Source organism: Paenibacillus sp. FSL E2-0201 (assembly GCF_037963325.1).
GTDB lineage: Bacteria > Bacillota > Bacilli > Paenibacillales > Paenibacillaceae > Paenibacillus_AQ.
In genome coordinates this window covers 943,083-958,146 of sequence record NZ_CP150154.1, presented here as the reverse complement: position 1 = coordinate 958,146, position 15,064 = coordinate 943,083, and the positions used below count along the sequence as shown (strand labels likewise).

Here is a 15,064-nt window from a genome sequence, read left to right as displayed (position 1 = left end):
ACTTATTCTTACTTATATTTTCAAAAAGGCGTCTGCAACTGTCTTACCGGCTAAGCCGTTCGGATGCGGGTCGTCTGTTCCGCTCATATATTCCGGTCTGATCCGGTGATCATCTGGTGCAGGTAACGACAATAGGCTTGCTATATCAAACACACGGCTCACGCCTATAGGCGGATTGGTCAAGATCTCTTGATTCACCTTGCGCCAAGTCTCTTCTCTTTCACCCTGAAAATTAAACGGTGGTACTGTACTTAGAATAATACTTGCTTCTGCATTTTCAGCCTTGATCTTAGAAATAATAGTCGTCAAATCACCAAGAAGCTCATCCGCCGAACGGCAGCCAATATCAATATCATTTACTCCGAGCACGATCATTACTTCATCACTCTGTTTAGCCTTGTTAAGCCATGAACCATCCGCGGCAACATCATAAGCTCTAGCCCAGCCCGAGCCGATATTCCATACACCGATGTCTGTACCAAGACCATCTGCAATTCTTGCGACCCAATATTCGTACTCATCCTTTAATGTCCGCACACCTTGAGTAATTGAATCACCCAAGAATACTAGTCTCTTGTTAACAGATTTCTCATATCCGATAAAACTTGGCAGAACTAACAGCTTATCAGATTCTGTGAAACGTTCCGCTGATTCCTGCGCAGCAAGATTTCCGGGCGCGTCATAGGCTGTTGCCAGCATCCCTTCTACATTGAAAGGAATCGATTTACCCCCAGTGAGCGTCTTAATCGTCCACGTAAACGCTAAGTAATGACCCTCCGGCAGATCAATGCTTGCCTCATCACTCCAGAAGCATTCCCCAGCGGCAACGGCTTTAGAGACATTACCTTCAAAAGTAAGCGCATGTTGTGTCTTTTCTGTAATCGTTCCGTCTGGTACGGTTCCACCGTCAGCGATATAAGCTGTCTCGATCACCCAGTCACCTCCAGGTTCACTGCCTACAGCTTCTTGCCCTTGATCCCATGTAGAATCTACCGCGTTACTGTGCCAGAATTTTAGCTTCAACGAACCATTTTCCCTCAAACGAATATATGTCCTGAAGGTATGTGTAAACGGTTCTTGCCTATTCATTATAAAATTCGCTGCGGTTGAAAGAACCGTAGCTGAGGTATAATCCGTCTGGTTCAATACTCCACTTCCCTTAGTTAAATTAGCATTCATAATGTTCCCCCGTCATTCAATCAGATTGTAACACTAAAACCTCTCTTATAAACCAGGGAACGGATCGTCCACCCAGTTTACAAGAGAGGTTATGGCTATATCAATATGCTTTGAGAAACGAGCTTATTTCAGTGTAATTGTAAACGATACGGATTTCGCACCTGCGTTTACTTTTACTGTAGTTTCATCTACTTGCTCTGCACCTTCTACAGCAGCGATCGTTCCGAGATCTTTAAGAGAAAGCGAGAATTCTTTACCGCTGCCTTCTGCAGTAACTGTTACGATACTGCCTTTACGGTCAGCCTTCACAGTCAATTCAGGAGTACCTTTAAGATCGCGAACCGTTGCAGTAGTGCTAGTGCCATCTTCAAGCGAATACAGGCCAAATTTAACGCCATTCGCATAATCGTAATCCGGTTTGTTATCCACACTGCCGATTGCCAGCAAGGAATTCTGGCGAACGAATAGTGGCAGACTGAAGAAATCATATTTCTCTTTACGCCATGATCCGCCTTGTACAGTTTCACCACTAAGCAGATGCGTCCAACGACCAGCCGGCAAGTAGTATTTCACTTCTCCGTTTTCTTGGAAGATAGGAGCTACAAGCAAGGATTCACCTAGCATGTATTGACGATCCAACACTTCGCAAGTAGGATCTTCCGGGAATTCCATAACCATAGCCCGCATAGAAGCCCAGCCATGTTCATGAGCCTGTCCTGCTACATCATACAGATAAGGCATCAAGCTGCATTTGAGTTTCGTGAAGAAACGGGTAACATCACAAGCTTCATCATCATAAGCCCAAGGCACACGGTACGAAGTACTACCATGCAGACGGCTGTGGCTGGACAATAGCCCAAACGCCAGCCAGCGTTTGAATACATGCGCAGGAGCAGTGTTCTCAAAGCCGCCGATATCATGACTCCAGAAGCCGAAACCGGACAAGCCTAGGGACAATCCACCGCGAAGGCTCTCTGCCATGGATTCATAATCTGCGTAGCAGTCACCGCCCCAGTGAACTGGGAACTGTTGGCCACCGGCAGTTGCAGAACGTGCGAACAATGCCGCTTCATTCTTACCAAGCTTCTCTTCTAACACTTCAAATACAACCTTGTTGTACAGTTGAGTGTAATAGTTGTGCATTTTCATCGGATCAGATCCGTCAAAGTACACTACATCTGTAGGAATACGTTCGCCGAAGTCTGTTTTGAAGCTGTCTACGCCCATATCTACCAAATCACGCAGGTAGCCGGCATACCATTCACAAGCTGCAGGGTTAGTGAAGTCCACCAGCGCCATGCCCGCTTGCCACAAATCACATTGATAAACGTCGCCGTTAGGTTTTTTGAGCAGATAACCGTTCTTCTTACCTTCTTCAAACAAGCGGGAACGTTGCCCGATATAAGAGTTGATCCATACGCAAATTTTCAGGCCTTTATCTTTCAGGCGTTTCAGCATACCTACTGGATCAGGGAATACGCGCTCATCCCACTGGAAATCGGTCCATTGATATTCACGCATCCAGAAGCAGTCGAAGTGGAATACGCTCAGCGGCAAATCGCGCTCTGCCATACCATCTACGAAGGAGTTTACGGTTGCTTCATCGTAGTCGGTAGTGAAAGAAGTCGTCAGCCACAGGCCGAATGTCCATGCTGGCGGAAGTGCAGGCTTGCCAGTGAGTGATGTATAGTTGCTGATAACTTCCTTAATGGTAGGACCATCAATCACGAAGTATTCTAGGCTTTCTCCAGATACGCTGAATTGCGCTTTTTTCACTTTTTCCGAAGCGATTTCATAAGAAACCAGCTCAGGATGGTTAACAAATACGCCGTAGCCTTTGCTGCTTACATAGAAAGGAACATTCTTATAAGCTTGCTCGGAGCTAGTACCACCGTCTTTGTTCCAAAGATCTACGGTCTGTCCATTCTTTACAAAAGCGGTAAAGCGCTCACCCAAACCATATACGAATTCACCTACACCGAGATCCAGCTCTTCACGCATATACGTGTTGCCGTCTTGATCCGTGATATAAGCCATGGACTTGAAACCGCTGCCTGTAATTCTCTCGTCTCCACGATAGAAATCCACAGCCCATTGCTGGCCTTTGCGAATCACTACCCGAAGTCCTCCGCTGATCAGCACAGTCTCGGAATCGTTTTCTTCAATCTTAACGTGATCTCCAGTACCTTTCGTAAGTTCGAAGACTGGACCGCGTTCTTGTACGCCATCATGATGAATAATCTTAACCCCTACCACACCTGGAAGCGGGGAATGAAATTTTACAGTAAGCAGGGTTGAATTCAGCGTTGCTGAACGTCCTGTGATTGGAGTCGTTTGAGTAATTGCTGTTAATCCTTCTGGAGTCTTTTCTACAACATAATTTTGAACTGCGCCGTTAATCGTGATACCATCACGCACCAGCCAGAGACCATCAGTAAATTTCATTGTGTACTTGCCACCTTTCAATTTGGTGTTTATAGTTGCATTATACCGATAAAAAATACACAAAACTAATACTATATAGCTCATTTATAACACTATTTTGATGTTTTATCCGAAAGGAGTGACATTTATGGACCGTACAACCCAGAGTTTGCTAAAAGAAGACAGAGTGCATGGCGATAGCATGTTTCCGCTTGCAGCTTATTGGATCGAATTACCTGCAGGAACACATGTACTCGATACCCATTGGCATGAAGAAGCGGAGTTTTTTATGCTGCTAGAAGGAGAGATTCTGTTTCAGGTAGACACCGAATATTTCCCTCTTAAGGCCGGCGAGGCTGTATTTATCGAGTCCGGTGATATTCATGCCGCCTATGTTCTGAATGAAGATACTCCCTGCAGATTCTGCGCACTTGTGTTTCTCCCTGATCTGTTGGCTAGCGCTCAATATGATGCGATCCAGCAAAATGCCATTTTACCCCTTCAGGAGAAAAGACAGAGCTTTCCTCGCCACCTTACACCAGCTGTGCAATGGCAACAAGAACTTCTGCAACACTTAGAACGTATGATGGACGCCTACGCTACAAAACCCCCCGGTTTTGAAGCTTTTATTAAAGGCACACTTCTCATCATGCTCTCCCAGATTGCTCCAGAAGATCGTTTTGTTAACCGCAGCCAGCTGGATGACGCTGATACTACTAAGATCAATCGTCTTAAGAAGATTATTCTCTATATTCAGGATAACTATCAGGAGCCGATTCGAACTCGAGACCTCTCTGAGCTGATTCCCATGAGTGAAGGACAGTTCTGCCGTTTTTTCAAAGAGATGACCCGAAAGACTCCAGTGGATTACATTAACTCTTATCGCATTCGCCAAGCTGCCGATCTTCTGCAACAAAGCGACAGAAAAATATCCGACATCGCGTTCGAAGTCGGATTTGATAATGTAAGCTATTTTATTAAAGTGTTTCGCAGAGCGATGAAATGCTCGCCTTCGGAGTTTAGGAAGGGGTCCCGTTGACATCTTGTTGTTCGACTTCTATTCATCGGTCGTTCTGAAGCCAACGGCTCTCTTTATTAATTCTTCCTGTTCATCTACCGATATATTATAGATAGATCTTATCGTCGTAGGAGGAGAATGAGCTATGCATATAACGAATATGACCTCATCTGTGGGAACGAGACTTAATATAGCTGTTAGTCACCAAACTAATGATAAAACCATCAATTCAAACAGCAAGACAAGTGGTAGCGGAGACCACTTATCGATAAGCAAATCTGCAAAAGCAGCTTTTCAAAATCAATCAAAAATGAGCGGAATGGTTGATTCTCTACTTAAACAAAAACAGAGTATCATCGATAGCAAAAACAGCCTGATTGAAAGAACCACCAAAAACTCATATAAGCTTGATTCTATTCAAGATCAACTTAAAGAATTCGATAAACAGCTCCAAACGATTGACCAACAAATTGCGAAGTACACCTTTGAAGAGCAACAAAAGAACCTAGAAAAAGCTCAAAAAGAAGATCCAGCGGATGAGCCTAAAACCGAGCAAGAGATACAAAATGAAAGATTGAATACGATTGTTTCTATAAGCCAAGATGTTTCACAAATGGAGGTAGTTTCTTCTACCCACACTAAGATGCATGGCGAGGCAAAAGTTCTGACCAAGGAAATCGAACTGGATGAAGCTCGTTCTACGCATTCCGCAACAGCCAAACGTGAGCAGTTATCCAAAATCGAAGATAGAATATCGGAAATGAACGAAACGTTAGGCGACACTATAAAAGAAACCGGAGATAAAATTAAAGATCAGGAACGGACAGAGAAATTAGCCACCTACCAAGAAATCCAGCGTTTAGCCGAAGATTCTGAGAAGTCGCAACTAGAAATACTAATCTAACAAGGGCAGACTTCTCTATATAGAAAAAGCAATCGGACCTCCTCCGCATCAGAGGTTGTGCCGATTGCTTTTTTAAATGCAGATGATGTTATTCTACGGCTATTCCTTCCGAATCACGATAAAGCAGGTGCTGTCCGGCAGCGCCACTTCCTGTCCGCTCTCATCCATGAACCTTACTCTATCGCGCAGCGCTTCGGTATACCCTTCTTGCAAGTAATGCCAGAAGACTTCAATCTTTGCCTGCTTTCCTAAATTCTGCTCAATAAATGAGGCGAACTCCGTAGGGGTAAAGTATCCAAACTGTTCTTGGACCTCATGAATGTAAGCTTCTTCGCCCCAAGTATACGTATATAAAAATTCCATGGCATCATTAACGGGCATAAGAACTTCTTGCTCCCCTAATCTTTGATACTGAATCTGACGTCCGGCAAAATCCTTCGCATAACGCTCCAGCCACACCAGACCATCCTCCTCCAGAAAGCGAACTCTCCTCAGCAATGCTGCGGGTTCGGTCATTATCCCATCGCGGATAATGATAACCCCGCCCACTGACAATACATCAAAAGCACTTCGCAGGGCGGCGGAGACGGTGTCATGATTGAACTTTTTACCATTAAACGGCACATAAGAATATAGCTCATGCAAGATGGAAGAGAAGATTACCGTGTCCACTGTTCCAGCCACCACGAAATCTTTAAGGTTCAACGCATCTCCCTGCAGGACCTCCCACTGACGACCTTCCCGCTGCTTGCGCTGCCGCAGAGCTTCAACTACATTGCTCGATATATCAATGCCGATAGGGGTGACCTCTGGCATACGCTCTTCCAGCAAATCCAGCAGCACACCGCCGCCCGGGCCGATATCCAGTACTTTTTCCCCAATGACATGCTCCAGAATCACAGCCTTATAATCTGCTGTATTATTCATTTGACTTAAGTAGGTATCTTCATTATGAAAACGGTCGAAGGCGTCTCTGCGCAGCTCGAACAAGTCGAATAACAGCAATACAGCACGTTCATACAAGGGCGATTTTTCAGCTTCCATACAGAATTCGATCAGCTTCTCTGCCGCTGCCGAGAATTGGAACTGAAAAAACAGCGTGTCTGGCAGATGTTTCTTAGCATATGTACGAAGGATTAGATGAGGATTCTCATCAGGTAAAGTCGCTTTTTCGATATCCTCCCATGTAAGCTCTGATAAATATTTTTCTATAATCCGCTTCTTATAAACATTGATCTTCTTAACACCCTTGTAATCATAGTAAATGCTGTTCATAACCTGCTCGAAGCTGATATGGCGTAGGGGCTCATTCTGAGCCCTTTGGGCAGCAAGCAACATCACCTTCAGAAATTGCTCCAACGAGAAGGTTTGCATTGCAGATTCCACATACCAGAAGATAGTGTTACTTAAAGGCTCCAACCGTTCCCCATGGAAGCCTTCCTGTGTCAGCTTTGCCCATTCCGTAGTGAAATCCTCTCCTCTAGAGATCGGACCTAGCCGCATTCTGCGCAGTCTTTCTTTCATCGGCATTGGACTAGCAAGTTCACCGGATGCAATCAGAGTAATAAGCTGTTTCACTTCATGCTCCACATTCAGCCATAGCTCGGGGGATACAGCTCCGATGATGCAATAATTAAGTACGGTTAGCAAGCGTTCAAGTTCCTCGGAAGTCAGTAACTGTTCCTCCACAAGATCACGAAGCGGCTTATTTACTTCCGGAGGCACCTCCCCACGGATTTGCTGTCCTATCAGTCCATGGGTTTCAATAAGCCGATGAACCAGTGCACTTTTGTCAGAGACCGTACCGCTCAAATGTTTCCCGTATAACTGTGCGGAGCCAATGTTATGTACAAAACAGTTAATGCCTTCCTCCTGCCAAAGTAACCGCTCCTTCAATGTGCCACCCTTAGCTGCTTCTGACCAAATTAATGTTTCTTCCACAAGCTCCTTGATCCAAATTGAACGGGGAAGCTGGTCTAGCAGCTGCAAACTGCGTTCCACATAATCCAGCACAGGATTCCTGCGATCCAACTCCTTCAGAGATTCCACTCGCTCCATATTTACAATCTGCTCCTCGGCTTGGACAATAAGCTTCAGCCAGAGGTTATCCTCCAAATGATCTTGTATTCCTGCATGGTATAAGGTGATGGCTTCCAACGATTTCAGCATATATTCCTCCTTCGCTCCAAAGTGGAGACTATAAAGACTTATTATTATATATACACTCCCGTTAATTAAAAAACAGAACCAGGATTCATGAAATAGCCATGTCCCGGTTCTGTTTATATTTCAATCCTCAAGTTCCGAACCGTTGCCGATATCCGCACTTGCGGCACAGCTCCTCTACCGCCTCTCTACGAGAGAACCCGTAGAACAGATTGTTCGCTCGCTCACCCTCTACGATTTCTGAGAAAGGAGTCTCATGAATGTTTCCGAGGTTAATGACTCCTTCACCATCCAGACAGCACGGTACAACGGTACCATCCACAAGGATCGCCGCTTGGCTGCGCAGCGCATGACAGAACCCTTTTCCGTCATCTTCCGGTTCGTTCAGTGCAGGCCAACGGAACTCATGGTCCTGATTGAGATATACCCGTGGGGCAACCTTGACGCCGCTGCCAGGTATAACCTTTTCTTCGATCTTGAAATCAAGGTTAAAGGCTTCCTCCAGCACAGCAAGGGTCTCACGGTTCCGATTTTTCTCTAGATTGGTCAGATTATCCTCCGTCAAATTCCACAATCGGAAGGATATAATCACCCCTTGCGCAGAGGCTTCCCGTACAAAAGAAATAATCTCCGACAAATACCCTTCGCGGTTCTCAGATCCTTCATGTCCATCAAAGCTATGCAGAGAGAAGTTCATCTGTCGTAGTGCAGGTTTGCCTAGAATCTTAGGGCCAGCCTTATGAATTAACGTACCATTGGTAGTAATATTGACCTTGAACCCTTTGGCATGTGCCGCATCCAGCAGCTCACCAATCTTGGGATGCAGCAATGGCTCACCTTTTACGTGAAGGTAAATATGATTACTATGTGGCTTAATTTCATCTAATATCGTATTAAAAGTATCGAGCTTCATAAAGTTCTTCGTTCGGGCGGTTGGTGGACAAAAGCTGCAGGCCAGGTTGCAGACGCTTGTTATCTCAATGTATACCTTTTTAAAAGTCTTCAAGTGCTGCTCCCCATTCTATTTATAGATCTGCGGCATAGCGGAGGCCGATTTGTGCTCTGGCTTCCTCCATAACCTCTGCTACCGCCAAGGAATTTGCATGCGTGTTAATTCTGCTTTCCCGGTCACCGTTCTTAATTAAGTTAATAAATTCCTCAACCTCATAATACATAGACTCGAACACCTGAGGCTGCGTAAGCTCCTCGACGGTTCCATCGCGATACTGAATCTTCACTTGGTAAGGCTGGTTGATCTTATCGATCACCATGGTACCACTTTCCCCTTGAATCTCGGCTGGTAGATAGGAATCAGCGATCTTGGAATGCATCACAACTGCGTCCATATCATCGTATTGCATAACAATACTTCCTTCACCATCCACACCAGAAGATAGCATAAGACCCACAGCCTGTACAGAATTCGGTTTCCCGAACAACACTACCATAGGATACAAGCAATAAACACCAAGATCCATGAGCGAGCCGTTAGAGAAGGCCGGATTAAAAGCATTTAACACCGTTCCCTGCCGATAAGCATCATATCTCGATGAGTATTGACAATAACTCGCGAAATAACGGCGAACTTGGCCGATTTTATACAAATTGTCTCTGATCACTCCGAAATTCGGCATGAATGTCGATTTCATTGCTTCTACCAACAACACATCATTGTTCTTCGCAGCTTCAATCATTGCTCTTAGCTCCGCACTGTTTGAGGCAGCTGGTTTCTCACAGAGCACGTGCTTGCCATGATTTAAGCACATAATCGCCTGCTCGGCATGCATGGAGTTCGGGCTTGCAATGTATATAGCATCGACATCTTTACTGGAAACCATATCTTCCAAATTCGTATAAATTGTAGCTCCAGCATATTTTGCAGCAAAGGCCTGACCTTTCTCCATTGTGCGGGAGTACACGGCTGTCAGGATAAACTCCTCATTCTCCAAGCCGGCTTGCACGAAGCGGTCTGTAATAAAGTTTGTTCCAATGACCCCGAAACGAATTGTCATGATAATCCCGTCCTTTTTAGTTCTTACTAAATCTCTATATGCTATTTTCTCACTCTCTGGGTAGTAATGTCTACTTTTCAGGACAAATTTCCGACAAATTCTGATAGATCTACCTTGTGAAAAAAAGCACCACTCCTTCATCTTTTGTCGATAAGAAACTATTCCTGGTAGACTGCGACATGATTTGTCGAAGGATGCAGTAAAAAGGCTCCCATTCTTAACTTAAGAACAGGAGCCTTATGAGCCATATAGAGTTACTGCTTATTTATAAAAAGCCTGTAATTGACGCACAATTTCATCCTTGTCATGATCCACTACGGTTTGATGCTGTGGCATCTCGAACAACGCTTTAATTTGTGCCGGGAATTCCTGCTTAATATCGATCAGGGTTATCGCCTCATCAAATTTAGCTGGATGTGCCGTCGCAAAGGTAATTCCAATCTCGTCCGAGCCATTAAAAGCCTCGTAAGCCGCGATTCCACATGCAGTATGCGGATCAAGCAGATAGTTATATTCTTTTTGATACTTAGCGATTGTATTCAAGCATTGGTCATTCTTCACACCCAGCGCTGCAAAATCCTTCTGCACCTGCTGAAGCGCATCGCCTTCAACCGTAATCTTACCTTCAGTTTGGAGCTTGGACATATACGCGGATAGTTTCTCGGAATCCTCGCCTACCAAATAATATAGATAACGCTCAAAATTGCTCGCCACTTGGATATCCATTGAAGGACTGTATGTGCTTGTGAAGCTGCCCGGTTTGTATTCCCCGGTGTTCACGAAACGCTCCAAGATGTTATTTTCATTCGTGGCAATAATCAGTTTGTTAATCGGCAATCCCATTTGCTTCGCCAAATATCCGGAGAAAATATTACCGAAGTTGCCGGAAGGCACGCTAATGTTAATCTTCTTCTCACTGCTGCCATCGACATGTAGATACGCATAGAAATAGTAGACGGTCTGCGCCAGAATACGCACAAAGTTAATGGAGTTGATTGCACGCAGATGATAGCGACCCTTAAAGTCGAGATCCGCGAACAGATCTTTAATTACCTTCTGGCAATCATCAAAGTTACCGTGCACAGACAGGTTCAGTACATTGCTATCATCTACCGTAGTCATCTGCAGCTCCTGCACTTTACTTACCTTCCCATGCGGATGCAGAATACAGATCTTGATGCCTTCTTTACCGCGAACGCCCTGAATGGCAGCCGCCCCGGTATCCCCTGAGGTTGCTCCGAGGATGTGGATGATCTTGTTCTGCTTTTTGGAAATATAAGAATACAGCTCACCCATAAACTGCAGCGCTACATCCTTGAAGGCAAAAGTAGGGCCATGAAACAATTCCAAGACATATAAGGAATCATTCACTTGGTGAATAGGCGTTACTTCCGGCGTGCGGAAATTGCCATAACTAGTGTTGACCATGTCCTGTAAATCCTCGTAAGGAATCTCATCATTAGTGTAATAAGCGAAGATCTTCAGGAACAGCTCCTGGTAGCTAAGACTTCTCCACTCTTCCAAAGTAGCTGCTGAAACGACAGGAATCTCGGCTGGGACCATTAATCCGCCATCATCCGCAAGTCCCATCAACACCGTATCGATAAAGCCTTTAGGTTCCACATTGCCTCTTGTGCTTATATACTTCATGCTCATCCTCCTGAACCCCTCTATAAATATATATAAATTATAAGTTTCACTTTATAGCTGCTTGTTTTCCCTATATACTACCACGTTTACGCGCTAAAGTCCGTTAATTCTTTGTCTTATTTTGTAGCTCTTTCCAGACAGTTTTGTTGCTGTATTGCCGTTCTGTACTGACATCCTTACCGAACCATTCCGGTGCCTTGAAGCTCTCCGCTTCCTCTAAAGATTCAAATTCAACCTCCAGAACGGACAATTTCAGCTGAGAATACACGTCGATCTCAACCGTTGTGCCCTTCCACACTGCAGTAATCCGCTCTTTGACCAAGGCTACCGCATTTACTGCCTCAATCATCTGATTATATAAACCCTCTGAGATAAAATATTCGATTTCTTCACGTTTGATCCCTTTGCCGTCCTTAAACGTATGCGTGTAGGTTACTTCGCCTGAGTCCAGATCCGTAATTTTACGCACACGCAGCTCTTGGCCCCCATCTATCGCCAAATACGTCTGATCGATATTATGCCGGGTAATAATCTTCAATTCGCCTTCTTGAATAAGCCGCTCCGGAAATTCCGGCAGCAGAAACTTGCGTTCGATCTCCAAAGCCATGATGTTTCGCTCCTCAATGTGCCATTTATTTTATATTACTAATCATCATAGGGGTGAGACAAACCCAAGTCAATGTAGATTACAGAGAAATAGGTTATGCTTTTATCAAAAAATGAAACTGTTACGATCAGCCTGTGACTGTCCAGGTTCAGTATCTACGATTGTCGGGGGGGCCTCATTGTCTAGCTATCCGGACCCAGAAGGCAGCGCGGATAATAATAGAAACAGCGACGGTCATGGACGTGAAAAAGCAAGCCCTAGACTGTCGCTGCTAATTATGGACATTTTAAATATTTCCTAACAAAGAGGACATATTTTTTTGATTTTCTGCGAGCCAAATCATTTCCTTCGCAAAGCGAGCTGGCGGTATACTATGTTGATCCATGTTAGCATTAATCCACCATGTGCTTTCCATATACCACAACAACTGTAATGAATGTGTTAAATAGCCCTCTATCACTTCACGTTCCTCACTGTACCCTTCCATAAACGCTGAAGCCAGAGAGACATCTAAATCATCATCTAAAGCACAAGACATAACAGCACGAGCTACATCAAGCTGCGGATAGTCATATTTTAGTCGATCAAAATCTAGAATTGCAGATAGTCCATTATCATTAAATAAAAGATTATCTACCCAAAGGTCACGATGTGCCCATCCTGTTTGAAGTAGTTCGAGTAGTTCTATATTCATTTCTTCAGTAGCTTTTATTTGAGCTTCTATATCAGCAAGTAGCAGAGGTTTACCAATTCCCTTACACTCATGCCAAACTACATTCCAATGTGCTAAACGCGCCTCCCGGCTGGGGGGATTAAATTGCGGACTGTTATTCATACCAAGTGTCCCGTCATTTAACAATCGATGCATTTTTCCTGTTGCTCGACCTAAATCGTATATTTGATGGATATTAGTTTTACCTGGTGACATTATTTTTCCTTGGCAATATGCCATCACTATGAAACGTTCTCCATTACCAGATTCAAGAAAAATATTTTCATTCTGTGTTAACACTTGTGGGCATGCTAGACCTTGATCATATAATCTAATCTGTTGAGAGAGTGCTAACAATAGCTCCTCTGGGTTATATAATTTATATCTTTCTTTGTTATATTGTTTAAATAAAAATCCCCCTGCATCCGTCGTAACTTTCCACTTTAAATTTAACCAGCCTCGTTTTATTGAAGTAGTCTCTATTACATTCAGACCGAAACTTTGATGAAATGTTTTTATTAGGTCTTCCAGGATCATTTCCTCTGTGAATATAGTCTCCATTGGGTCAACTCCTATATTTAGAGTGTATAAGTTTTTATTCCTTATGGAGACCTATATAACCTTTTGGATAAATCTAAGTTTTATAAATAGAACCTAATTAGTCTGTTATTAATTTGGAATACATATTGAGATCTATAAACTTCCCGTTTACTTTTTCATACCTTCTTAAGGTTCCCTCAAACATAAAGTTCAGCTTTTGTAAGACTTTTATTGAATTCACGTTTTCGGGTTCCACTTTTGCTTCGATTCGATTCAGCTTCAAAGTTGAGAATGCGTATTCTAACAAAGCACTTATAGCTTCTGAAGCATATCCTCTTCCCCAAAAGGCTCTAGCAATATCATATCCAATCTCTGCTTTTTCATTTTCAAAATCTAAGAAATTATACCCACAAGAACCTATGATTTCATTGGATTCCTTTTCAATTACGGAGAAACGAATAGCTTTGTTATCTTGAGAAAATTCATCAAGCAGTAGTATCATCTCTTTTACCTGACTTTCATCAGTAAAGCAATCAACATTCATGAACTTGGTAACCTCTGGATCAGACCAAACTTTAAACAAACTAGGTGAATCCGACACTTTCATTTTTCTTAAATGTAATCGTTCTGTGTGTAACTCTGTAGTTAACATTATTTTTACCTCCATTAAATTTTAATAGTTGGTTTAAAAATAATGATCTCTGCGCATAGTTCAGTCCCTTCATTTATCATTCCCCATTAGAGTATCACATCATCTCTAAAACGAATAATATACCTCTTTCCCCTTAAGAAAATCCTGACATAAGGTGCTGCATATTTTGGAGGCGTGCTCTTTGATCCAGCCGTTCCTCTCAGAATCATGAATAAAAAATACGTAACTAATAAAAATATCCATAAATATTTGTCCTTCAATGTACCGAATCTCATTAAGTGAAAAGCTAGATTTAGAAGCATAACCCTCCAAAAGCGTTTTGCGGAGCTCACTTTTCAGCATAGAAGATGCAGAGCCCAAATCAAACAAATAATATCCATAACCAAATAAGCAATAATCTATTAAGATCGGGTTTTGTTCTGACACAACGACATTCCCCAGCTGAAAATCAGCATGAATGAATCCCCATGAGTTCTCCCTAGCGTCTAGTTCTGCTAACTGTTCTTTTACTACGAGTAGAACGCTACGAATAACATCGTAATCCTCCTGATTAAGGGCTCCATTGTCTGCTCCCTTTCCAAGTTCTATTAAAGTTTCATCAATCTTTGTGACGTTATATACAGGTCTATGTAACTCCAAAGGCATTAGCGTTCGTGAGAATTCATGTAAACTGGCAACATTTCTACCTAATCTATAAACAATCTGTTCAATGTTGTCTTCATCTTGGGTAAGCGTAAAGCCTTCAATCCATTCTAAAAGCGTTGCCAAACTGGTACCGAATCGCTCCGAACTATATTCAGTAACCAGCTGCCCCTTCTGATTTACAACCGGTCTTTGAACTTTCAATATGTTCTTCTGATCGATTTCCCGCAGAAAAAACATTTCGGACTGCAATCCATCTCGAGTATGTTGTAAGCCTGAGAACCCTTCCGATATTGGTTTATGTATACGTAATAAGTACTTCTTGTTATCCAGCTGGTTGGTCACTTTAAATGTAATATTCTCATTATGTCTAATGAATTCAATGATTGGATCGATAAACGAATACTGCAACAATACTTTCTCAGCTTCAATAATCACAAGACTTCCCTCCTCTGAATCTAGAATTTCCTTTATATTGTACCTGTTGTTCGTTGTATTTTGTTGGAATAAATAACTATATTTAAACTATCTCTTTGATGACTCTTATAAAAAAATAGA

13 protein-coding genes are annotated in these 15,064 nt (G+C 43.1%); 3 read left to right on the top strand and 10 right to left on the bottom strand.

Annotated features, from left to right (window positions below; genetic code table 11):
• Positions 1 to 12: 12 nt before the first annotated feature.
• Positions 13 to 1,179: a GDSL-type esterase/lipase family protein gene (locus tag NSU15_RS04225; protein ID WP_339289321.1), complete on the bottom strand. Its 1,167-nt coding sequence runs from the start codon at positions 1,177 to 1,179 to the stop codon at positions 13 to 15.
• Positions 1,180 to 1,302: 123 nt separating this feature from the next.
• A complete protein-coding gene (gene yicI, locus NSU15_RS04220; RefSeq protein ID WP_339289320.1) occupies positions 1,303 to 3,624 on the bottom strand; it encodes an alpha-xylosidase in 2,322 nt (773 codons plus the stop codon).
• 127 nt (positions 3,625 to 3,751) lie between these two features.
• On the opposite strand from yicI, the gene NSU15_RS04215 reads away from it, so the two are divergent.
• Both NSU15_RS04215 and NSU15_RS04210 read left to right on the top strand, forming a co-directional pair.
• The gene (locus NSU15_RS04215; protein WP_339289318.1) at positions 3,752 to 4,642 is read left to right on the top strand and encodes an AraC family transcriptional regulator; all 891 of its coding nucleotides are present in this window, start codon (positions 3,752 to 3,754) and stop codon (positions 4,640 to 4,642) included.
• Positions 4,643 to 4,766: 124 nt separating this feature from the next.
• Positions 4,767 to 5,525, top strand: a complete 759-nt coding sequence (locus NSU15_RS04210; RefSeq protein ID WP_076119815.1) for a hypothetical protein — start codon at positions 4,767 to 4,769, stop codon at positions 5,523 to 5,525.
• Between the two features lie 99 nt (positions 5,526 to 5,624).
• On the opposite strand, the gene NSU15_RS04205 is transcribed toward NSU15_RS04210, so the two are convergent.
• The 5 genes from NSU15_RS04205 to NSU15_RS04185 form a co-directional block, all read right to left on the bottom strand.
• Positions 5,625 to 7,694, bottom strand: coding sequence for a class I SAM-dependent methyltransferase (locus tag NSU15_RS04205; protein WP_339289317.1), 2,070 nt, complete (start codon positions 7,692 to 7,694; stop codon positions 5,625 to 5,627).
• 127 nt (positions 7,695 to 7,821) lie between these two features.
• Positions 7,822 to 8,697, bottom strand: a complete 876-nt coding sequence (locus tag NSU15_RS04200; RefSeq protein WP_339289316.1) for a radical SAM/SPASM domain-containing protein — start codon at positions 8,695 to 8,697, stop codon at positions 7,822 to 7,824.
• Between the two features lie 19 nt (positions 8,698 to 8,716).
• Positions 8,717 to 9,703 (bottom strand): Gfo/Idh/MocA family oxidoreductase, encoded by a 987-nt coding sequence (locus tag NSU15_RS04195; RefSeq protein WP_042124299.1) that lies wholly within the window; start codon positions 9,701 to 9,703, stop codon positions 8,717 to 8,719.
• Positions 9,704 to 9,964: 261 nt separating this feature from the next.
• Positions 9,965 to 11,353, bottom strand: a complete 1,389-nt coding sequence (gene thrC / locus NSU15_RS04190) for a threonine synthase (RefSeq protein WP_076119813.1) — start codon at positions 11,351 to 11,353, stop codon at positions 9,965 to 9,967.
• Positions 11,354 to 11,456: 103 nt separating this feature from the next.
• Complete coding sequence (locus tag NSU15_RS04185; RefSeq protein ID WP_042124295.1) at positions 11,457 to 11,960, bottom strand: CYTH domain-containing protein; 504 nt, start codon at positions 11,958 to 11,960, stop codon at positions 11,457 to 11,459.
• A 112-nt stretch (positions 11,961 to 12,072) separates the two neighbouring features.
• Here NSU15_RS04185 and NSU15_RS04180 point away from each other — a divergent pair, with 112 nt between their 5' ends.
• Positions 12,073 to 12,261 (top strand): hypothetical protein, encoded by a 189-nt coding sequence (locus tag NSU15_RS04180; protein WP_339289313.1) that lies wholly within the window; start codon positions 12,073 to 12,075, stop codon positions 12,259 to 12,261.
• Here NSU15_RS04180 and NSU15_RS04175 read toward each other — a convergent pair.
• From NSU15_RS04175 to NSU15_RS04165, 3 genes are all read right to left on the bottom strand, one after another.
• Positions 12,247 to 13,233: a phosphotransferase gene (locus NSU15_RS04175; protein ID WP_339289311.1), complete on the bottom strand. Its 987-nt coding sequence runs from the start codon at positions 13,231 to 13,233 to the stop codon at positions 12,247 to 12,249. The two genes, NSU15_RS04180 and NSU15_RS04175, sit on opposite strands and share 15 nt — an antisense overlap.
• Before the next feature lie 97 nt (positions 13,234 to 13,330).
• The gene (locus NSU15_RS04170; RefSeq protein ID WP_339289310.1) at positions 13,331 to 13,879 is read right to left on the bottom strand and encodes a GNAT family protein; all 549 of its coding nucleotides are present in this window, start codon (positions 13,877 to 13,879) and stop codon (positions 13,331 to 13,333) included.
• A gap of 90 nt (positions 13,880 to 13,969) precedes the next feature.
• Positions 13,970 to 14,944: a phosphotransferase gene (locus tag NSU15_RS04165; protein WP_339289308.1), complete on the bottom strand. Its 975-nt coding sequence runs from the start codon at positions 14,942 to 14,944 to the stop codon at positions 13,970 to 13,972.
• Between the last annotated feature and the right edge of the window lie 120 nt (positions 14,945 to 15,064).